Below are 19,612 nucleotides of genomic sequence, written 5' to 3' on the forward strand. Positions count from 1 at the left end.
CGCCTCAGTGACCCGAGGTCGCCTTCAGCCCCACCACGGCGACGAGCAGCAGACACACGAAGAAGATCCGAGCGGCGGTGACCGGCTCCCCCAGCACCAGCATGCCGAGCACCGCCGCCCCGGCCGCCCCGATCCCCACCCAGACGCCGTAGGCGGTACCGATGGGAAGGGATTTCGCGGCGTACGACAGCAGGACCATGCTGGCGACGATTCCGGCCCCCGTGAGAACGCTGGGCACGAGCCGGGTGAAACCGTCCGTGTACTTCATGCCGATCGACCAGCCGACCTCCAGCAGACCGGCGACGACGAGCAGAACCCAGGCCATGACGGACACCTCCGGGACAGACGACTGAACGGGGTGCGTCGTCTTTTCCTGTCCCGGTACGGCGCGTCTCGTCGGGCTCCTTCGAAGGTAGCAAGGAAACGACGAAAAGGGCCGGTGACGATGGTCACCGGCCCTTCTCGGCCGTGGAACTAGAGGTACAGACCCGTCGAGTCCTCGGATCCCTCGAACCGGTCGGCCGCCACGGCGTGCAGATCACGCTCCCGCATCAGGACGTAACCCGTCCCGCGGACCTCGACCTCGGCCCGGTCCTCGGGGTCGTACAGCACCCGGTCGCCCGGCTCCACCGTCCGTACGTTCTGACCCACGGCGACGACCTCGGCCCAGGCCAGCCGGCGTCCGACGGCCGCGGTGGCGGGAATGAGGATGCCGCCACCGGACCGCCGCTCGCCCTCACCGCTCTCCTGCCGCACGAGCACGCGGTCGTGCAGCATCCGGATGGGCAGCTTGTCGTTCGGGGTGTCGTTTCTCTTGGCGCTCACGCCACTGAACCTACCTGTCCTCGACGCCCGTGTACGCGGCCGGGTCAGCCCTTGCGGCGCCGGGTTCCCAGGGCGAGCAGCCCCACGAGTCCCACGGCGACGAGGGCGACGGGCAGGACGCGCTCCAGCCGGGGAGCGCCGTCCTCGTCCACGAACTGGGCCTTCACGTCCGTCACGGCCTTGTTCACGGAGACGTACGCCCGCCCGAGCGTGTGGTCGATGTTGGAGACGACTTTGGCCTTGGCGTCGCCGACGATCGTCTTCGGGTGCACCCGCACTCCGATCTCGTCGAGCGTGTCTGCCAGCACCTCGCGGCGGCGCTTGATGTCCGCCTCGATCTGCGCCGGGGTTCTGATGTCCGACGTGTCCGCCACGGTAGAGCCTCCGGGGTCGCTGCTACTTGTCCTGGACAGTCTGTCAGTTCCGCCCGCGACCGCACTGTCAGGACCCCCGGTTACGCTGACCCAATGAGCGAGCGACTCCAGCCCGGGGACGTGGCCCCCGCCTTCACCCTGCCCGACGCCGACGGCAACGACGTGTCCCTCTCCGCCCACAAGGGCCGCAAGGTCATCGTCTACTTCTACCCGGCCGCCCTGACCCCCGGCTGCACGAAGCAGGCCTGCGACTTCACCGACAACCTGGAGGTGCTGGCCGGCGCGGGCTACGACGTCATCGGCATCTCCCCCGACGCCCCGGAGAAGCTGGCGAAGTTCCGCGAGAAGGAGTCCCTGAAGGTCACCCTCCTCGCCGACCCGGAGAAGACGGTGACCGAGGCCTACGGCGCCTACGGCGAGAAGAAGAACTACGGCAAGACCTACATGGGCGTCATCCGCTCCACGATCGTCGTGGACGAGGAGGGCAAGGTCGAGCGCGCCCTGTACAACGTCCGGGCGACGGGCCACGTGGCGAAGATCATCAAGGACCTGGGCATCTGAACCTCCCCGCTTCCCCTGCTGAACGGCCCGCACCGGAATACCGGCGCGGGCCGCTTCCCGTTTCGGGCGTGACTGTCCGATAAGCGGTTCGTTACTCCGTACGAGGTCGCGAACGTGTGACCGAGGACGAAGGGGGTCCGGTGGGGGCCAGTGCGTACACCAGGGAGCGGCTGGAGGCGGCGGCTCGGGGGGCTCGGACGTTGTCGGAGGCGTTGGGGAGGCTGGGGGTGGACCCTCGGAGTTCGACGCGGCGGTACGTCCTCGCGCGGATGAAGAAGCTTGGGGTCGATGTCTCCCACTTCGAGCGGGAAGGGGTGAAGTGGACGCGGGAGATCCTCCAGGAAGCGGTCTCGACCTCGACGAACATGTGCGAAGTGCTGCGGCATCTCGGGCTTGAGGTCGTCGGTGGCCACCACACCCACATCAGCCGCCGGATCAAGGCGTACGGCATCGACATCTCGCACTTTCAGGTGCCGACACAACGAGGCAAGGCCTGGCGCCCCCGAACACCGGAGGGCTTGCTCGTCGAGCAGCCGGCCGACCGGGCTCGACGTATCCCAAGCGATCGGCTCAGGTGGGCGATGACGACAGTGGGCACGGCGGAGCGGTGTGCGATGTGCGGCACGGAAGCGGTCTGGCGAGGACAGCCGCTCCCCCTGGAGGTCGACCACATCGACGGCAACTGGCGCGACAACCGCATCGAGAATCTTCGCTTCCTGTGCCCCAACTGCCATTCGACGACGGACAGTTACCGGGGGCGCGGCAAGGGCAGGGCTTCATGAGCAGCAGCGTGCGGTACACGCAGGAGCGGCTGGCCGAAGCCGCCGCGCGATGTTCCGACATCGACGAGGTCATCGCCTTCTTCGGCACACGACCGTACGGCCAACTCCGCCGCCACCTGTTCCGGCGCTTCGACCACTTCGGGATCGACGTCTCCCACTTCGCCCGTCGGGGCAGGCAGCCGCGGCCCTCGTCCGAGGAACTGCGGGCGGCGGTCTCCGAGTCGCTCTCCCTCGCAGAGGCGTTGCGCACCTTGGGGCGGACGGACAACGGCAGGCAACGCGCGCTGCTGCGGGAGTGGGTGGCCGAGGAGGGCCTCGACACCTCGCACTTCCTGGGGCAGGCGCATCGACGGGGCGGGCCGGGCGTCACACCGCTCAGGCGCGCCGAGGACATCCTGGTCCGGCATCAGGGCAACAGGCGGACCAGAACTTACCTGCTCCGCCGGGCGCTGTCGGAGGTGGGCGTGCCCGAGGTCTGCGCGGAGTGCGGGACGGGCCCGGAGTGGCTCGGCAAACCGATGACGCTGGAGGTCGATCACATCAACGGCGACTGGAGCGACGACCGGCGGGAGAACCTGCGGTTGTTGTGCCCCAACTGTCACGCTGCCACGAGCACCTGGTGCAGAGGGGGTCGTCGTCAGAAGGCGTAGGCCAGTAAAGTAGTCATCGTAGGCGCCCGTACGCCAATGGCTGAGCGGCAATCTTTAGGTGGTTGTGTCTGTCGGTTCGAATCCGACCGGGCGTACAAGTGCCCTGCATCTTCAAGCGAAGGTGCAGGGCATCTTCGCAAGCTCAGCCCAACAGCTCCCGTACCACCGGCACCAGTGCCCTGAACGCCCTCCCCCGGTGGCTGATCGCGTTCTTCTCCTCTGCTGACAGCTCCGCGCAGGTCCTCGTCTCGCCGTCCGGCTGGAGGATCGGGTCGTAGCCGAAGCCGTTCGTGCCGGTCGGGGTGTGGCGGAGGGTGCCGTTCAGGCGGCCCTCGACGACCCTCTCCGTGCCGTCCGGCAGGGCGAGGGCCGCGGCGCAGGCGAAGTGGGCGGCGCGGTGTTCGTCGGCGATGTCGGAGAGCTGGGCCAGGAGCAGGTCGAGGTTGGCCTTGTCGTCTCCGTGCCGGCCCGACCAGCGGGCCGAGAAGATGCCGGGGGCGCCGCCCAGGACGTCCACGCAGAGGCCCGAGTCGTCGGCCACGGCGGGCAGGCCCGTCGCCCGGGCCAGGGTGTGGGCCTTGAGCAGGGCGTTCTCGGCGAAGGTGACGCCTGTTTCCTTGACGTCGGGGATCTCGGGGTACGCGTCCGCGCCGACGAGGTCGAACGGCAGACCTGCGTCGGCGAGGATCGCGTGGAGTTCGGTGACTTTTCCGGCGTTGCGGGTGGCGAGGATCAGGCGCGTCATGCCCACCAGTATTACGGCGTGCAGACCTTGGTCAGTTCGCCGGCCGCGTCGGTGACGGGGCTGAGGTCGGGGGTCTCGTCGCCGTTCTTCACCGCGGTGCGGACGTTGGTGACGGCCGTGTTCAGGTCGTCGACCGCCTTGTTGACGTCGGCGTTGTCGGTCTTGTCGCCGATCTCGTCGAGGTTCTGGTCGATGGAGGCGAGGGCCTCGTCGATCTGGGTGGGGTCGTTCGACGCGTTCTCCACGGCCTGCTGGAGGTCGGTGACGCTGTCGGCGACGGCCTCGGCGGTCTGGACGCAGTCCAGGGCCTTGCTGACGGCGTCGCAGCCGGTGGTGAGGCCGGTGGTGAGTACTGCGGCGGCCACCGCGGCGGCGATGGTGATACGGCGACTACGGCGGCGTCGGCTCGCGGCCATGGATCTGTTCCCTCCCTGTGGCAGGCCTTGGGAGGCCCCCGTCGACTGGCCGGGCGCCCGTTGTGCACAGCGGGCGCCCGTACCCCCGAAGACGCCGGGGCGGCCGGTCGGGTTGCGCGCGCCGGCCACTGTCCTTGGCGGTCCCTTTACCTTTCGAGGACCGTATCAAGCGCCTTGCTCTGCAGGGCGGCGAGTTCGGAGCAGCCGAGGACGGCGAGGTCGAGGAGGGAGTTGAGCTCGTCGCGGGCGAAGGGTTCGGCCTCGGCGGTGCCCTGGACCTCGACGAAGCGGCCGTCGCCGGTGCAGACGACGTTCATGTCGGTGTCGGCCTTCACGTCCTCCTCGTAGCGCAGGTCGAGGAGGGGGACGCCGCCGACGATGCCGACGGAGACGGCGGAGACGGTGCCGGTGAGCGGCTTGCGGCCGGCCTTGACGAGCTTCTTGGACTGGGCCCAGGCGACGGCGTCGGCGAGGGCGACGTAGGCGCCGGTGATGGCGGCGGTGCGGGTGCCGCCGTCGGCCTGGAGGACGTCGCAGTCGAGGACGATCGTGTTCTCGCCGAGTGCCTTGTAGTCGATGACCGCGCGCAGGGAGCGGCCGATGAGGCGGCTGATCTCGTGCGTGCGGCCGCCGATCTTGCCGCGGACGGACTCGCGGTCGCCTCGGGTGTTGGTGGCGCGGGGCAGCATGGAGTACTCGGCGGTCACCCAGCCCTCGCCGCTGCCCTTGCGCCAGCGAGGGACGCCTTCGGTGACGGAGGCGGTGCAGAGGACCCTCGTGTCGCCGAAGGAGACGAGGACGGAGCCCTCGGCGTGCTTGCTCCAGCCGCGTTCGATGGTGACCGGGCGGAGTTGTTCGGGGGTGCGGCCGTCGATTCGAGACATGGTGCCGAGCCTATCGGCCTCCCGGGTGAGCGTTCGGCGCGCTCAGTTCACATCATGTCCTCGATCTCGGCGGCGATCGGGTCGGCGTCGGTGCCGATGACGACCTGGATCGCGGTGCCCATCTTGACGACGCCGTGGGCGCCGGCGGCCTTGAGGGCGGCTTCGTCGACGAGGGCCGCGTCGTGGACCTCGGTGCGCAGTCGGGTGATGCAGCCCTCGATCTCGTCGATGTTGTCGATGCCGCCGAGCCCGGCGACGATCTTCTCTGCCTTGGTGGCCATGTCGTTCTCCTCATGCACAGTTGGCCCAGCTTCGCGGGCGATTGCGCTGTTCGTGCCGAAAGATGACGTCACGGCAAGCAATCGTCCGTGACTGGTCTACACCACCCGACAGGCGGTCGCCAACTGATGAGTTCGGAAACCGAGATCTCACCCGCACGCCGGCGCTGGCAGTCGGCGTTCCAGGGGCTCCAGAAGATGGGTCGCAGTCTTCAGCTGCCCATCGCCGTACTGCCGGCCGCGGGCATCCTCAACCGGCTCGGCCAGCCGGACGTGTTCGGGGCCGACGGGCTGGGCTGGACGAACGTCTCCAAGGTGATGGCGGGGGCGGGCGGGGCGCTGCTCGACGGTCAGCTGGGGCTGCCGCTGTTGTTCTGCGTGGGGGTGGCCATCGGGATGGCGAAGAAGGCGGACGGGTCGACGGCGCTGGCCGCGGTGGCCGGATTCCTCGTCTACTTCACGGTGTTGAGGCAGTTCCCGGAGGACTGTCCGAGCGGGGCGAAGGCCGTGCAGGGCATCGGGTGCCAGGCGATGGTGGACCACACGGTGGTGGCGTTCACCTACCAGAACCCGGGGGTGTTCGGCGGCATCGTGATGGGGCTGCTGACGGCGTTCTTCTGGCAGCGGTACCACCGCACCAAGCTGGTGGACTGGCTGGGCTTCTTCAACGGCCGCCGTCTCGTGCCGATCATCATGGCGTTCGTGGCGATCGTGTTCGCGGCGCTGTGTCTGTGGGTGTGGCCGCCGATCGGTGACGGGCTGGAGAACTTCAGCGACTGGCTGAAGGACGCGGGGGCGTGGGGTTCGGGGCTGTTCGGGGTGGCGAACCGGGCGTTGCTGGTGATCGGGCTGCACCAGTTCCTGAACGTGCCGATCTGGTTCCAGTTCGGGACGTACACCAAGCCGGACGGCACCGAGGTGCACGGCGACATCAACATGTTCCTGGCGGGCGACCCGGATGCGGGGCAGTTCCTCTCGGGGTTCTTCCCGATCATGATGTTCGCGCTGCCGGCGGCGGCGCTGGCGATCACGCACTGTGCGCGGCCGGAGCGGCGCAAGGAGGTCGGCGGTCTGATGCTGTCGGTCGCGCTCACCTCGTTCGTGACGGGGATCACCGAGCCGATCGAGTACTCGTTCCTGTTCGTCGCGCCGCTGCTGTACGCGGTGCACGCGGTGCTGACGGGCGTGTCGATGGCAGTGACGTGGGGGCTCGGGGTGCACGACGGCTTCAGCTTCTCGGCCGGTCTCATCGACTACATCATCAACTGGAACCTGGCGACGAAACCCTGGGCGATCATCCCGATCGGCCTGTGCTTCGCGGCGCTCTACTACGTGATCTTCCGTTTCGCGATCACGCGGTTCGACCTCAAGACCCCGGGCCGGGAGCCCGAGGAGGAGGTCGAGGACGTCACCAAGCTGTAGTCCTCCGGTTGCGGAATTGACGGGTTCCTTATAACGCCCCCATCGTGTACAACAGGTCTACACCACTGAGTGGTGTAGACCACCACCCGATGGAGGAAGCGTTATGAGCACCGCCACCGCGCCCTCGGCGGCGCCCACGAAGAAGTGGGGATCAGGCCTGTTCCAGGGCCTGCAAAAGGTAGGCCGCAGCCTTCAGCTGCCGATCGCCGTGCTGCCGGCGGCGGGGCTGCTGCTCCGGTTCGGCCAGCCCGATGTGTTCGGCAAGGACGGCTTCGGCTGGGACAAGGTCGCGTCCGTGTTCGCCACCGCCGGTGGCGCGATCTTCGACAACCTGCCGATGCTGTTCTGCATCGGTGTCGCCATCGGCTTCGCCAAGAAGGCCGACGGCTCGACCGCACTGGCGGCCCTGGTCGGATTCCTGGTGTACAGCAACGTCCTCAAGGCGTTCCCGGTCACCGAGGCGAAGGTCCAGGCCGGCGCGGACATAGCCGCGACCTACAACAACCCCGGCGTCCTCGGCGGCATCCTCATGGGGCTGCTCTCGGCCGTGCTGTGGCAGCGCTTCCACCGCACCAAGCTGGTGGACTGGCTCGGATTCTTCAACGGCCGCCGTCTGGTGCCGATCATCATGGCCTTCGTCGGCACCCTGATGGGCGTCTTCTTCGGTCTGGTCTGGGAGCCGATCGGTGAGGTCATCTCCGACTTCGGTGAGTGGATGACCGGACTCGGCGCCGTCGGTGCGGGACTGTTCGGCCTGATCAACCGTGCGTTGATCCCCATCGGCATGCACCAGTTCGTGAACACGGTCTCCTGGTTCCAGCTCGGGGACTTCAAGGACGCCACGGGTGCCGTCGTGCACGGTGACCTGAACCGCTTCTTCGCCGGGGACCCGACCGCCGGACAGTTCATGTCGGGCTTCTTCCCCATCATGATGTTCGGTCTGCCGGCCGCCGCGATCGCGATCGCGCACTCCGCCCGTCCCGAGCGCCGCAAGGCCGTGATGGGCATGATGGTCTCGCTCGCGCTGACCTCCTTCGTGACGGGTGTGACCGAGCCGATCGAGTTCTCGTTCATGTTCATCGCACCGGTGCTCTACGCGATCCACGCGGTCCTGACCGCCGTCTCCATGGCGGTGACCTGGGCTCTCGGCGTCCACGCGGGCTTCACCTTCTCCGCGGGCGTCATCGACTACGGACTGAACTGGAACCTGGCCACCAAGCCCTGGCTGATCATCCCGATCGGCCTGGTCTTCGGCGCGATTTACTACGCCGTCTTCCGCTTCGCCATCGTCAAGTTCAACCTCCCCACCCCGGGCCGCGAGCCCGAGGAAGAGGTCGAGGACCTCACCAAGGCGTAGGAACAGCCGTACCGCACGCGAAGGCCCCCGGAGCCCTGAACCGCTCCGGGGGCCTTCGCCGTGTCGTAGGGGCTAGATCTCGTACGACTGCCTCGGCGTCGCCAGGGACACCGGGCCGTCGAAGACCGCGCGCGCGTCGGCGAGGTTGACCTGGGGGTCGGTCCACGGGGGGATGTGGGTGAGGACCAGGCGGCGGGCGCCTGCCCGGGTCGCGGTCTCACCCGCCTCGCGGCCGTTGAGGTGCAGGTCGGGGATGTTCTCCTTGCCGTGCGTGAAGGCGGCCTCGCACAGGAACAGGTCGGTGTCGCGGGCGAGTTCGGTCAGGGCGGGGCTGAGCCCCGTGTCGCCGGAGTAGGTCAGCGACCTGCCGCCGTGCTCGATCCGGATGCCGTACGCCTCGACCGGGTGCGCCACGCGTTCGGTGTGGACGGTGAACGGGCCGATGTCGAAGGTGGACGGCTTGACCGTGTGGAAGTCGAAGACCTCGCTCATGGAGGAGGCGGTGGGGGTGTCGGCGTAGGCCGTGGTCAGACGGTGTTCGGTGCCTTCGGGGCCGTAGACCGGGATGGGGTCGCAGCGGCCGCCGTCGTGGCGGTAGTAGCGCGCGACGAAGTACGCGCACATGTCGATGCAGTGGTCGGCGTGCAGATGGCTGAGGAAGATCGCGTCGAGGTCGTAGAGACCGCAGTGGCGCTGCAACTCGCCAAGGGCACCGTTGCCCATGTCGAGAAGCAGCCGGAAGCCGTCGGCCTCGACGAGGTAGCTCGAGCAGGCCGATTCCGCGGACGGGAACGACCCCGAGCAGCCGACGACGGTGAGCTTCATAAAGCAGAAACCTCCGCTGGCGGGAACTTTTCTGGGAAAGAGACGGGGGTCGTGCGGTTCGTCGAGCGTAAGGCGCAAAACCTCCGGTCGCTCCTCCGCCAAGGGCTGTTGTGGGCGAACTCACCTGTGGTGTCACCGGTTCGGCTGGACCAGGGGCGCGTGGGGAGTGTGACCGCGCTAACGGCTTGAGCAGAGGGCGCGCGGGGCAGATCGCGCGCCGGTAACGTCGTCCTCATGGACACGTCCTGGTGGCTCGCGCTCGCGGCGGTGGTGCTGCTCGCACTGGTCGCCACACTCGTGGACGGGTGGGGCCGCGGGCATCGGCCCCGGGGTCGCGCGGACCGTACGACTGGGCCGTCCGGGCGTACGACGGGGGTGCGGCCGCGGCCCGCCGAGATCTGGTGGGCGCAGGTGCCGTACGAGGACGGGCCGGGGGCCAAGGACCGGCCGTGTCTCGTGCTGGCCGTGCGCGGGCGGCGGGCCACCGTCGCGAAGATCACCAGCAAGTACCACGACGAGCGGGCCGGGGTGATCCCGTTGCCGCCGGGTTCGGTGGGCGACGCCCAGGGGCGCGCGAGCTTCCTGGAGACGGACGAGCTGCGCGTGGTGCCGGTGGGGGACTTCCGGCGCAGGGCGGGGGTGGTGGACCCGGTCCTGTGGGACCAGGTCCGTCACCTGGCGACCTAGCGGGAGGTCAGGCCCAGAGCTGGCCCTGGAGCGTCTCGATCGCTTCCTCCGTGGTCGCCGCCGTGTAGACGCCGGTCGACAGGTACTTCCAGCCGCCGTCGGCCACCACGAAGACGATGTCGGCGGACTCCCCCGCCTTGAGCGCCTTGTTGCCGACGCCGATCGCCGCGTGCAGGGCCGCGCCCGTGGAGACGCCGGCGAAGATGCCCTCCTGCTGGAGGAGCTCACGGGTGCGGGTGACCGCCTCGGCGGAGCCGACCGAGAAGCGGGTGGTGAGGACGGAGGCGTCGTACAGCTCCGGTACGAAGCCCTCGTCGAGGTTGCGCAGGCCGTAGACCAGGTCGTCGTAGCGCGGTTCGGCGGCGACGATCCTCACGTCGGGCTTGTGCTCGCGCAGGTAGCGGCCGACGCCCATCAGGGTGCCCGTGGTGCCGAGGCCCGCGACGAAGTGGGTGATCGAGGGGAGGTCGGCGAGGATCTCCGGACCGGTGGTCGTGTAGTGGGCGCCCGCGTTGTCGGGGTTGCCGTACTGGTAGAGCATCACCCAGTCGGGGTGCTCGGCGGAGAGCTCCTTGGCGACCCGTACGGCGGTGTTGGAGCCGCCCGCGGCGGGCGAGGAGATGATCTCGGCGCCCCACATCGCCAGCAGGTCCCGGCGCTCCTGCGAGGTGTTCTCGGGCATCACGCAGACGATCCGGTAGCCCTTGAGCTTCGCTGCCATCGCCAGCGAGATGCCGGTGTTGCCGGAGGTGGGTTCGAGGATCGTGCAGCCCGGGGTCAGCCGGCCGTCCTTCTCCGCCTGCTCGATCATGTGCAGGGCGGGGCGGTCCTTGACCGAGCCCGTCGGATTGCGGTCCTCCAGCTTGGCCCAGACACGGACGTCGGCGGACGGCGAGAGCCGCGGCAGGCGCACCAGAGGGGTGTTGCCCACCGCGGCCAGCGGGGAGTCGTAACGCATCGACGATCAGGCCATGCCGCCGGCCACGGCCGGCAGGATCGTGACGTTGTCGCCGTCGGTGAGCTTGGTGTTGATGCCGTCGAGGAAGCGGACGTCCTCGTCGTTCAGGTAGACGTTGACGAAGCGGCGCAGCTCACCGCCGTCCACGATGCGGGCCTGGACGCCCGCATGCCGGGTCTCGAGGTCGGCGAAGAGCTCGGCGAGGGTGTTCCCGTTGCCCTCCACCGCCTTCTGGCCGTCGGTGTAGGTGCGGAGGATGGTCGGGATGCGGACCTCGATGGCCATGGTTGCGGGCTCCTGTCGGGAAGTGTTCTGGTCGGTGGGCGCACGACGACGCGCGCCGCGGCTCACGGCCGTACGGCGGCAGGGAACGTCAACAGATGGCGCTGTTCAGCCTGCACAGGTCGACGTGCAGCCGCGCCACGAGCAGGATGCTCGGCGCTTTCTCGCTCACGTCATACAGAACCATGGGCTCATCGTATCGATTCCCGGCCGGGGTCCCGGAGTGTGATCTCGCATGCTGGATGAATTCTGACCGAACTGTGAGATCAGTAGGCCGTGACGACCGTGACCTCCTCCTCCGTGACCTCACCATCCACGATCCGGTACGAGCGGAACTGGAAGTCGCCGAGGCCGTCGGTGTCGGCGGTGGAGACGAGGACGTAGTGGGCGCCCGGCTCGTTGGCGTAGGAGATGTCGGTGCGCGACGGGTAGGCCTCGGTCGCGGTGTGGGAGTGGTAGATGACCACCGGCTCCTCGTCGCGGTCGTCCATCTCGCGGTACAGCTTGAGCAGGTCGCCCGAGTCGAACTCGTAGAACGTCGGCGACATGGCGGCGTTGAGCATGGGGATGAAGCGCTCGGGGCGGTCCGACCCGGCGGGTCCCGCCACGACTCCGCACGCCTCGTCGGGGTGGTCCTTGCGCGCGTGCGCGACGATCTGGTCGACGAGGGCCTGGGTGATGGTCAGCATGCCGAAAGGATAAGCAGAGGGCCGTCCCGTACCGAGGTTCGGTACGGGACGGCCCACATGCCGGACTTCTCAGCCGCCGACCTTCTCGAACTCCGGCTCGCGCCGGTCGGCGATCTCCGGGTTCCGGGTCTTCAGGACGGCCCAGCCGACGCCCAGCGCGGCGGCCCATCCGGCCATCACGTACAGACAGACGCGGGAGTCGGCGTCGTACGCGATCAGGCCGGTCACGAAGAGCAGGAACACGATCGCGATCCAGCTGCCGACCGAGCCGCCGGGGGCCGGGAAGGAGGAGGCGGGCAGGCGCCCCGCCACCACCTCGCGGCGGTAGCGCACATGGCTGATCAGGATCATCAGCCAGGTCCAGATGCCCGCGGCGGTCGCCACCGAGACGACGTACCCGAAGGCCTTCTCCGGCACGACGTAGTTCAGCACCACGCCGATGCCCATGAAGAGCACGGAGACCGTGATGGCCAGCGCGGGGGTGCGGGTGACGGAGAGCTTGTTGAAGGCCTGCGGGGCCTCTCCGCTGTCGGCCAGGGTGCGCAGCATGCGGCCCGTGGAGTACATGCCGGAGTTGCAGGAGGACAGGGCCGCGGTGAGCACGACGAAGTTCACGATGCCGGCGCCGGCCGGGATGCCGATCACGGCGAAGGCCTTCACGAAGGGGCTGACGCCCGCCGCGAACTCGGTCCACTTCACCACGCACAGGATGACGGTGAGGGCGCCGACGTAGAAGAGGCCGATGCGCCAGGGCAGGGTGTTGATCGCCTTGGGGAGGGTCTTCTCGGGATTCTCGGACTCACCGGCGGTGACACCGACCAGCTCGACGGCGAGGTAGGCGAACATCACGCCCTGGAGGGTCATCAGGGACGAGCCGACGCCCTTGGGGAAGAAGCCGTCGAAGGCCCAGAGGTTGGAGACCGCGGCGGTGTCGCCTGCGGCGCTGAAGCCGAAGGTCAGGACGCCGAGGCCGATCACGATCATGCCGATCAGGGCGGTGACCTTGATCATCGAGAACCAGAACTCGATCTCGCCGAACAGCTTCACCGAGATCAGGTTCGCCACGAACAGGACGACCAGGAAGACCAGGGCCGTGACCCATTGCGGGACGGCCGGGAACCAGTAGTTGACGTAGATCGCGGCGGCGGTGAGTTCCGCCATGCCGGTGACGACCCACAGCAGCCAGTACGTCCAGCCGGTGAAGTAGCCGAAGAACGGGCCGAGGAACTCGCGCGAGTACTCGGCGAAGGAGCCGGAGACCGGGCGGTAGAGCAGCAGCTCGCCGAGGGCCCGCATGATGAAGAAGATGATCACGCCGGCGACGGCGTACATCAGGATGAGGCTCGGACCGGCCTTGGCGATGTTCGCCCCGGCGTTGAGGAAGAGGCCGACGCCGATGGCGCCGCCGATCGCGATCATCTGGACCTGACGGCTGCCGAGTCCGCGCTCGTACCCCTCTTCGGAGGTCTTCTCCGGGCCTGGGCCCGTGCCTTTGTCGACCTGAGCGGAGGTCATGTCTGTGGTGCGCCTTTCTCCATGCCGAACCGGGCCTCTCGTCGGCCTCGGACCGGTTTTCGATCCCCCCGGATTGATGGAGTCGTGCCTGGCCGGCGGTTGCCGGCTCGGTGGCGCACCCGGACGAACATAAGGGTGGTGTTCGCCGGGCGGTCGTGAAGATTTATCACGACCGCAATACTGATCACCCGGGCGCGATGTGGCGCGCGCCACAGGGAGAAGCGGACAAAGAGCACCCATGGTGGGCATAGGCGGCCATCACGGTGACGTGATCGTTATCCGGATTTGAGCGTCCTCTGAGCGAACACGGAATCGTTACATCTCATGGCATAAGGGTGTTCACGAGGGTCTCCTGGAGACCTCCGAGCCACAGGTACGCCATCACCATCGGCTTGCGGGGGTCCTCGTCCGGGAGCCGGTAGAGGAGGTCGGTGTCCTCCTCGGCGGTGATGTCGAGGCGGGAGCCGATCGCGAGCCGCAGGTCGTTGAGGGCGCCGAGCCACTGCTGGGACTCACCGGCCGACAGCTTGAGGACCGCCCCGCCGTCGCCCGCGGAGCGCAGGGCGTCGAGGGAGCGGACCACCGCGAGGGCGTTCTCGCGCTTGCCGGCCCGCAGGTCGTTCTCGGTGTAGCGGCGGAACTCGGCGGAGTAGGCCCGCTGCTCCTCGGCCTCCTTCGCCTGCGGAGTGCCCTCGGGATCGCTGTAGGCGTCCGGGAAGAGCCGCTTGAGCACCGGGTCGGAGGGCGGCTCGCTGGGCCCTTCCGCGAAGAGCTCGGCGAGCGGGTCGTCGGGGGCGTCCTCGGCGGGCCCCGGACCGATGAGTTCCAGGAGCTGGACGGCCAGCGACCGGATGATGGAGATCTCGACGTCGTCGAGGGCGACGGCCGCGCCGCCGCCGGGGAGCGGTTCGAAGGTTCCTGGCATCAGGGTCTGTCGCTACTTCCGGTCCTGCGGGCGGGGGCGGGTCATTTCCGGTCCTGCTGGAGGGTGGCCCACAGGCCGTAGCCGTGCATGGCCTGCACGTCGCGCTCCATCTCCTCGCGGCTGCCGCTGGAGACGACGGCCCGGCCCTTGTGGTGGACGTCGAGCATCAGCTTGGTGGCCTTGTCCTTCGAGTAGCCGAAGTACGACTGGAAGACGTAGGTCACGTAGCTCATGAGGTTGACCGGGTCGTTGTGCACGATCGTGACCCAGGGGACGTCCGGCTCGGGTACGGCGAAGACCTCTTCCGCCGACTCGGTGCGTTCGATCTCTACGGGAGCGGGTGACGTCACACGGCCCATGCTGCCACGCACCCCATAAATCGTCACACTGACGCGAAGTGGGGTAGCATCCGTTGTTATGAACACAGCGGACCTTGGGCTGCCGGTGGACGTTCCCTCGACGGCGCTCTTCACGGACCAGTACGAGCTGACCATGCTGCAGGCCGCACTGAAGGCGGGTACCGCCGAACGGCGCAGCGTGTTCGAGGTCTTCACCCGGCGGCTGCCGGAAGGGCGGCGCTACGGCGTCGTCGCGGGCACCGGCCGGGTGCTGGACGCGGTGGAGAACTTCCGCTTCGACGCGAACGTCCTCGCCTTCCTGCGCGAGCGCTCCATCGTCGACGAGGACACCCTGGACTGGCTCGCCTCCTACCGCTTCGGCGGCGACATCTGGGGCTACCCGGAGGGCGAGGTGTACTTCCCGGGCTCGCCGATCATGCGGGTGGAGGGCTCCTTCGCCGAGTGCGTGCTGCTGGAGACCGTGATCCTGTCGATCCTCAACCACGACTCCGCGATAGCCGCGGCCGCCTCCCGGATGTCCTCGGCCGCGGGTGACCGGCCGCTGATCGAGATGGGCGCCCGCCGCACCCACGAGCTGTCCGCGGTGGCCGCCGCCCGCGCCGCCTACGTCGGCGGCTTCGCCACCACCTCCGACCTCGCGGCCGGTTTCCGCTACGGCATCCCCACCGTCGGCACCTCCGCGCACGCCTTCACCCTGCTGCACGACGAGGAGCGGGACGCCTTCCGGGCCCAGGTGGAGTCACTGGGCCGGGGCACGACCCTGCTGGTGGACACCTACGACGTCACCGAGGCCGTCCGTACGGCCGTCGAGGTCGCCGGGCCGGAGCTCGGGGCCGTGCGCATCGACTCCGGCGACCTGCTCCTCGTCGCCCACCGGGTGCGGCAGCAGCTGGACGAGCTGGGCGCGAAGGGGACGCGGATCATCGTCACCTCCGATCTCGACGAGTACGCCATCGCCTCGCTGGCCGCGGCCCCCGTGGACGCCTACGGCGTCGGCACCCAGCTGGTGACCGGGTCCGGGCACCCGACCGCCTCGATGGTCTACAAGCTGGTCGCGCGCGCCGAGTCCGACGACCCGAAGGCACCGCTGATCCCGGTCGCCAAGAAGTCGTCCGGGGGCAAGACCTCGGTCGGCGGCCGCAAGTGGGCGGCCCGGCGGCTGGACGCGGAGGGGTTCGCGGAGGCCGAGGTGGTGGGCACCGGGCCGGTGCCTGCGGGGCTCACGGACCGGCAGCTGCTGGTGGAGCTGGTCAAGTGCGGCGAGGTCGTGGCCCGCGAGCCGCTGGACGTCGTACGGGACCGGCATGCCGCCGCCCGCGCCAACCTGCCGCTGTCGGCGACCCAGCTCTCACGCGGGGAGCCCGTCATTCCGACGGAGTATGTCAACGGGCGCACGGGTAACTAGCCGCTGTCGTACCGAACGCGCCCGTCCATGCCCCCTCCCGCACGCTCCCCGAAGTCTCTAGGCTCGTAAGTTCACTCTTAGTCGAAGGACACCCACCATGCGCCGCGCCTTGATCGTCGTCGACGTGCAGAACGACTTCTGCGAGGGAGGCAGTCTCGCGGTGGCCGGGGGCGCCGACGTGGCCGCCGCCGTCACCGAGCTGATCGGGCAGGCGGCGGGCTCCGGCTACCAGCACGTGGTCGCCACCCGGGACCACCACATCGCCCCCGGCGGCCACTTCGCCGACAACCCCGACTTCGTGCACTCCTGGCCCGCGCACTGCGTCGCCGGGACCGAGGGGGTCGGGTTCCACCCGAACTTCGCCCCGGCCGTCGCCTCCGGGGCGATCGACGCGGTCTTCGACAAGGGGGCGTACGCGGCGGCGTACAGCGGGTTCGAGGGCGCCGACGAGAACGGCGTGCCGCTGGGCGACTGGCTGCGGGCGCGGGAGGTGACGGAGGTGGACGTGGTCGGGATCGCCACGGACCACTGCGTACGGGCCACCGCCCTGGACGCGGCCCGGGAGGGCTTCCGTACGCAGGTGCTCCTCGACCTCACCGCCGGGGTCGCCGAGGCGACGACCGAGCGGGCGATCGAGGAGCTGCGGGAGGCGGGCGTGGAGCTGACCGGGAAGCCGGTCGTCTAGGCGCCGGTGCTCAGGCCGGTGCCGCCGGCCTCCTCAGGAGCGACCGGATGGGATGCCACAGCTCCTGGACCAGCTCCGGTCCGCCGGAGACAGCGTTGTCAGGGGCGGTACGCCATATCAGTCCGTCCGGATGGTGGAGTACGGCCGTGATCTCGTCGGGGGTCGGGGGCGCGCCGTTGCCGCGCAGGTACACCGCCCGCAGTCCCAGGTTGCGCAGCCTGGTCAGGGCGCGCGCCCGGTTCTGGGCGTGGACGAGCACCCGCACGCTGCCGTAGCCGTCGGCGGGCGGGCGGGGCAGGTTCAGCGCCACCACCACCCTGCCGTTGGGCAGCTTGCAGAAACCTCCTGCGGCCATGCGGTCATACCCCCGTGTACGTCGGTGTCAATAAGGAAGCCACAGGACGCACCTAAACACGATCGGCGGCAACCCGCCAGGGGTTGCCGCCGATACGCTTCTGACCTGCGGTTTTACTACTTCTTGGCCGAAGGTCCGACCTGGAGCGTGATCGTCGAGCCGTCCAGGGGCTCCTTGACGATCTTGATCCGGGTGTCGGTGTCAGTGATGTTGACGCCGGCGAGCGGGTTCGACGCGTCGTAGTAGTTCGACATTCCGTCGTCGAAGACCGGGACGCCCGGCTTGGCCTTGATCTTCGTCGCGACGTCGGCCTTGTGGAGCGTGATGCCGTCCGTCGGGTACCAGCTGAAGGTGGAGTCGTAGGCCTGGATGCGGTTGCGCATCAGCGTGCCGTCGGACCACTTCAACGCGGTCGGGTGGGAGTCGACCGGCAGGATCAGGCCCTCGCCCGGGTGCTGGCTGGTGTTGTCGTCGGCCTGGGAGGTGTCCCACTTCCAGATCAACAGGCCGTTCTGGTAGGCGTAGTGCTCCACCCAGTCCGGACGGGTCGTCGAGAAGCCGTAGTTGTACGGGCCGACCTTCAACACCTTGTCGTACGACACGTATTGGCGGTTCTCGGCGATGTAGTACTGCGCGTAGTCGTCCGTGATGGAGGCGCCGATGCGCGAGAAGCCGTTGGCGGTCCAGGCGGCGTCCGCCGTCTCGGCGTTGTCGGAGAACAGGGTCGCGCCGTCGGCGGTCACCGTGATCTCGTCGGCCGCGAAGCCCTTCTGGGCGACCCCGCCGTCGGTCTGGTAGCGGAAGCGCAGCTGGATCTTCTGGCCCGCGTAGGCGTTCAGCGGGAAGGTCAGCTTCTGGTACGCCTCGACCGTGCCGGTGAGGGCGGGCTTGCCGCTGCCGTCACGCGGGATCGCGGTGCCGTCGGCCAGAGTGCCGTCGATCGGCGTCCAGTTGGAGCCGTCGGTGGAGACCTCGGCGTAGGCGTAGTCGTAGTCCTTCTCGGTGTCCCACCAGGCGTCGAGGGTCAGCGCCGCCGAGGACTTGCCGGTCAGGTCGACCGCGCGGGTCAGGGTGTTGCGCAGGTCGTTGCCGCTGCCGCTCCACCACTGGGTCGCGCCCTGCGCCGGGGTGACCACCGGGGTGGTGACCGCCTTCCTCGGCAGCTGGACCACGAGCGCCTGCGGGTTCTTGGTGTTGTACTCCGCGACGCCCAGCTTGTGGGAGGAGCGCTTGCCGGCCGTGGCCGTGTCGTAGTCGAGCCAGCCCAGCTGGAGCTTGTCCCAGGCGTTCATGTCGCCGGGCAGGTCGCCGATGGAGTCCTTGCCGGTGCCGAGCCAGGAGCCGGAGGACATCAGCGTCCAGAAGCCGGTGGAGTTCTCGCCGCCGCCGGAGGTGTCGTACTCGTCGGGCAGGCCGAGGTCGTGGCCGTACTCGTGCGCGAAGACGCCGAGTCCGCCGTTCTCCGGCTGGATGGTGTAGTCGCCGACCCAGATGCCGGTGTCGCCGATCTGGGTGCCGCCGAGCTTGTTGCCCGAGGGGCCGGTGGAGCCGGCGTCGGTGCCGAAGGCGTACCAGCGGTGGGCCCAGATGGCGTCCTCGCCCTGGGCGCCGCCGCCCGCGGACTCGTCCTCGCCGGCGTGCACGATCTGGAAGTGGTCGATGTAGCCGTCGGGCTCGTTGAAGTTGCCGTCGCCGTCGAAGTCGTAGCGGTCCCACTGGTCGAACTCCGCCAGTTCCGCGGCGATCTCGGCGGCGGTGTCACCGGCGGCCTCGCGCTCGGCGACCCAGGCGTTGACGCCGTCCTGGACCGCGTACCAGGCGCAGTTGTCGGGGTCGCACTTGTTGGAGCCGTAACGGGCCTCGTTGTAGGGGACCTTGACCCAGTCGGTGACCTCGCCTTCGACCGAGTAGCGGCCCGAGGACTGCTTCTCGTAGTACTTCTTGAGCGACTCGGTCTTCTTGCCGGTGCCGAAGTACAGGTCCTGGAAGTGGGCCTGGTTGTAGTCCGCCTGCCAGGCCGTGCTGTTGTTCTGGCTGCGGTCCGGCTGGGCGATCTGGTTGTGCAGCGGGCCGGCCGTGCCGCCGTAGCGGGGGTCGACCTGGTCGCCGAACTCGACCAGGATGGTGAAGATCTTGTCGGTCTTCTCGCGGCCGAGCTCGACGTACTTGCTGTCGCCCTTGCGGCTCTTGAGCTCGACCACCTGGGAGCCGCCCCGGTTCTTCACCGTCGCGTTCCCGGATATGACCTGGTCGAGCGCCTCCTTTCGCTGCGCCTCCTGGGTCTTGGTCAGCGGGCCGTCGAAGTCGTGCTCCCTGGCCTTGGCCGGCTGCGGGTCCTGCCGGTCGACCGCGGAGGGCCCCGCGGAGCTGTCCGCGGCCTGTGCCACGGCGAACGTGGAGAACGTGGCCGAGGCCGCGGCCAGCGCCACGACTGTCGCTGCCGTCCTGAACGTCCAGGATCTGTCTGTCACTTGTACCTCTCCCCTATCAGGCAAGTGACCGGTATTTGACTAAAGGTTGAGGAGAAAAGACAGACCTTGACTTGGACCCGACAAGTGCATTATTGGGAGCCGGTGTTCGTATTGCGGACACGTGACGGCAACACGACGGGCGCGCACCGCTGTCCACTTGAT

General features: G+C 68.7%; 25 protein-coding genes, 1 tRNA gene and 1 riboswitch. Of the genes, 9 read left to right on the forward strand and 17 right to left on the reverse strand.

Annotated features, from left to right (window positions below; genetic code table 11):
* Nucleotides 1-4: 4 nt before the first annotated feature.
* From M2163_RS21080 to M2163_RS21090, 3 genes are all read right to left on the reverse strand, one after another.
* Entirely contained in the window at nucleotides 5-325 is a 321-nt protein-coding gene (locus tag M2163_RS21080; protein ID WP_280851245.1) for a multidrug efflux SMR transporter, read from the reverse strand.
* Between the two features lie 32 nt (nucleotides 326-357).
* Nucleotides 358-427, reverse strand: a riboswitch (guanidine-III (ykkC-III) riboswitch).
* Between the two features lie 47 nt (nucleotides 428-474).
* A complete protein-coding gene (locus M2163_RS21085; RefSeq protein WP_280851244.1) occupies nucleotides 475-825 on the reverse strand; it encodes a co-chaperone GroES in 351 nt (116 codons plus the stop codon).
* A gap of 44 nt (nucleotides 826-869) precedes the next feature.
* Complete coding sequence (locus M2163_RS21090; RefSeq protein WP_280851243.1) at nucleotides 870-1,199, reverse strand: DUF3618 domain-containing protein; 330 nt, start codon at nucleotides 1,197-1,199, stop codon at nucleotides 870-872.
* Nucleotides 1,200-1,292: 93 nt separating this feature from the next.
* Here M2163_RS21090 and bcp point away from each other — a divergent pair, with 93 nt between their 5' ends.
* The 4 genes from bcp (at nucleotide 1,293) to M2163_RS21110 (ending at nucleotide 3,287) form a co-directional block, all read left to right on the forward strand.
* Entirely contained in the window at nucleotides 1,293-1,760 is a 468-nt protein-coding gene (gene bcp / locus M2163_RS21095) for a thioredoxin-dependent thiol peroxidase (RefSeq protein WP_280851242.1), read from the forward strand.
* Nucleotides 1,761-1,900: 140 nt separating this feature from the next.
* A complete protein-coding gene (locus M2163_RS21100) occupies nucleotides 1,901-2,542 on the forward strand; it encodes an HNH endonuclease signature motif containing protein (RefSeq protein WP_280894724.1) in 642 nt (213 codons plus the stop codon).
* Entirely contained in the window at nucleotides 2,539-3,192 is a 654-nt protein-coding gene (locus tag M2163_RS21105) for an HNH endonuclease (protein ID WP_280894725.1), read from the forward strand. The genes M2163_RS21100 and M2163_RS21105 overlap by 4 nt, the downstream gene beginning before the upstream one ends.
* A gap of 22 nt (nucleotides 3,193-3,214) precedes the next feature.
* Nucleotides 3,215-3,287 (forward strand) — tRNA-Leu (locus M2163_RS21110).
* A gap of 47 nt (nucleotides 3,288-3,334) precedes the next feature.
* Here the strand turns inward: M2163_RS21110 and rdgB are convergent.
* The 4 genes from rdgB to M2163_RS21130 form a co-directional block, all read right to left on the reverse strand.
* Complete coding sequence (gene rdgB / locus M2163_RS21115; protein ID WP_280851239.1) at nucleotides 3,335-3,937, reverse strand: RdgB/HAM1 family non-canonical purine NTP pyrophosphatase; 603 nt, start codon at nucleotides 3,935-3,937, stop codon at nucleotides 3,335-3,337.
* An 11-nt stretch (nucleotides 3,938-3,948) separates the two neighbouring features.
* Nucleotides 3,949-4,353, reverse strand: coding sequence for a hypothetical protein (locus tag M2163_RS21120; RefSeq protein WP_280851238.1), 405 nt, complete (start codon nucleotides 4,351-4,353; stop codon nucleotides 3,949-3,951).
* A gap of 146 nt (nucleotides 4,354-4,499) precedes the next feature.
* The gene (gene rph / locus M2163_RS21125; RefSeq protein ID WP_280851237.1) at nucleotides 4,500-5,237 is read right to left on the reverse strand and encodes a ribonuclease PH; all 738 of its coding nucleotides are present in this window, start codon (nucleotides 5,235-5,237) and stop codon (nucleotides 4,500-4,502) included.
* Between the two features lie 47 nt (nucleotides 5,238-5,284).
* Nucleotides 5,285-5,518, reverse strand: a complete 234-nt coding sequence (locus M2163_RS21130; RefSeq protein ID WP_031056752.1) for a PTS glucose/sucrose transporter subunit IIB — start codon at nucleotides 5,516-5,518, stop codon at nucleotides 5,285-5,287.
* Nucleotides 5,519-5,644: 126 nt separating this feature from the next.
* Between M2163_RS21130 and M2163_RS21135 the strand changes: the two genes are divergently transcribed.
* Nucleotides 5,645-6,937, forward strand: a complete 1,293-nt coding sequence (locus M2163_RS21135) for a PTS transporter subunit EIIC (RefSeq protein ID WP_280894726.1) — start codon at nucleotides 5,645-5,647, stop codon at nucleotides 6,935-6,937.
* 103 nt (nucleotides 6,938-7,040) lie between these two features.
* Nucleotides 7,041-8,294: a PTS transporter subunit EIIC gene (locus M2163_RS21140; RefSeq protein ID WP_280851235.1), complete on the forward strand. Its 1,254-nt coding sequence runs from the start codon at nucleotides 7,041-7,043 to the stop codon at nucleotides 8,292-8,294.
* Nucleotides 8,295-8,366: 72 nt separating this feature from the next.
* Here the strand turns inward: M2163_RS21140 and M2163_RS21145 are convergent, their stop codons facing one another.
* Nucleotides 8,367-9,119 carry an MBL fold metallo-hydrolase gene (locus M2163_RS21145; RefSeq protein WP_280851234.1) on the reverse strand — a complete coding sequence of 251 codons (753 nt, stop codon included), beginning with the start codon at nucleotides 9,117-9,119 and terminating at the stop codon, nucleotides 8,367-8,369.
* Nucleotides 9,120-9,353: 234 nt separating this feature from the next.
* Between M2163_RS21145 and M2163_RS21150 the strand changes: the two genes are divergently transcribed.
* The gene (locus M2163_RS21150) at nucleotides 9,354-9,806 is read left to right on the forward strand and encodes a type II toxin-antitoxin system PemK/MazF family toxin (protein ID WP_280851233.1); all 453 of its coding nucleotides are present in this window, start codon (nucleotides 9,354-9,356) and stop codon (nucleotides 9,804-9,806) included.
* A gap of 7 nt (nucleotides 9,807-9,813) precedes the next feature.
* Here M2163_RS21150 and M2163_RS21155 read toward each other — a convergent pair whose 3' ends face one another.
* The 7 genes from M2163_RS21155 to clpS form a co-directional block, all read right to left on the reverse strand.
* Nucleotides 9,814-10,764 (reverse strand): cysteine synthase, encoded by a 951-nt coding sequence (locus M2163_RS21155; RefSeq protein ID WP_280851232.1) that lies wholly within the window; start codon nucleotides 10,762-10,764, stop codon nucleotides 9,814-9,816.
* Between the two features lie 6 nt (nucleotides 10,765-10,770).
* Nucleotides 10,771-11,049 carry a MoaD/ThiS family protein gene (locus M2163_RS21160; protein WP_007382355.1) on the reverse strand — a complete coding sequence of 93 codons (279 nt, stop codon included), beginning with the start codon at nucleotides 11,047-11,049 and terminating at the stop codon, nucleotides 10,771-10,773.
* 88 nt (nucleotides 11,050-11,137) lie between these two features.
* Nucleotides 11,138-11,233, reverse strand: coding sequence for a putative leader peptide (locus M2163_RS46645; protein ID WP_312023458.1), 96 nt, complete (start codon nucleotides 11,231-11,233; stop codon nucleotides 11,138-11,140).
* Between the two features lie 79 nt (nucleotides 11,234-11,312).
* A complete protein-coding gene (locus M2163_RS21165) occupies nucleotides 11,313-11,735 on the reverse strand; it encodes a M67 family metallopeptidase (RefSeq protein ID WP_280851231.1) in 423 nt (140 codons plus the stop codon).
* A 69-nt stretch (nucleotides 11,736-11,804) separates the two neighbouring features.
* Entirely contained in the window at nucleotides 11,805-13,250 is a 1,446-nt protein-coding gene (locus tag M2163_RS21170) for an amino acid permease (protein ID WP_280851230.1), read from the reverse strand.
* Nucleotides 13,251-13,572: 322 nt separating this feature from the next.
* Nucleotides 13,573-14,175, reverse strand: coding sequence for a DUF2017 domain-containing protein (locus M2163_RS21175; protein ID WP_280894727.1), 603 nt, complete (start codon nucleotides 14,173-14,175; stop codon nucleotides 13,573-13,575).
* 41 nt (nucleotides 14,176-14,216) lie between these two features.
* A complete protein-coding gene (gene clpS, locus M2163_RS21180) occupies nucleotides 14,217-14,534 on the reverse strand; it encodes an ATP-dependent Clp protease adapter ClpS (protein ID WP_037710635.1) in 318 nt (105 codons plus the stop codon).
* A gap of 58 nt (nucleotides 14,535-14,592) precedes the next feature.
* Between clpS and M2163_RS21185 the strand changes: the two genes are divergently transcribed.
* Nucleotides 14,593-15,939, forward strand: a complete 1,347-nt coding sequence (locus tag M2163_RS21185; RefSeq protein ID WP_280851228.1) for a nicotinate phosphoribosyltransferase — start codon at nucleotides 14,593-14,595, stop codon at nucleotides 15,937-15,939.
* A gap of 97 nt (nucleotides 15,940-16,036) precedes the next feature.
* The gene (locus M2163_RS21190; RefSeq protein WP_037710637.1) at nucleotides 16,037-16,624 is read left to right on the forward strand and encodes an isochorismatase family protein; all 588 of its coding nucleotides are present in this window, start codon (nucleotides 16,037-16,039) and stop codon (nucleotides 16,622-16,624) included.
* A 10-nt stretch (nucleotides 16,625-16,634) separates the two neighbouring features.
* On the opposite strand, the gene M2163_RS21195 is transcribed toward M2163_RS21190, so the two are convergent.
* On the reverse strand, nucleotides 16,635-16,979 hold the full coding sequence (locus tag M2163_RS21195; protein ID WP_280851227.1) for a hypothetical protein: 345 nt from the start codon (nucleotides 16,977-16,979) through the stop codon (nucleotides 16,635-16,637).
* Between the two features lie 116 nt (nucleotides 16,980-17,095).
* A complete protein-coding gene (locus M2163_RS21200; RefSeq protein ID WP_280894728.1) occupies nucleotides 17,096-19,450 on the reverse strand; it encodes an immune inhibitor A domain-containing protein in 2,355 nt (784 codons plus the stop codon).
* Nucleotides 19,451-19,612: the final 162 nt, after the last annotated feature.

It is taken from the genome of Streptomyces sp. SAI-135 (assembly GCF_029893805.1).
In the GTDB taxonomy this organism is placed as follows: Bacteria; Actinomycetota; Actinomycetes; order Streptomycetales; family Streptomycetaceae; genus Streptomyces.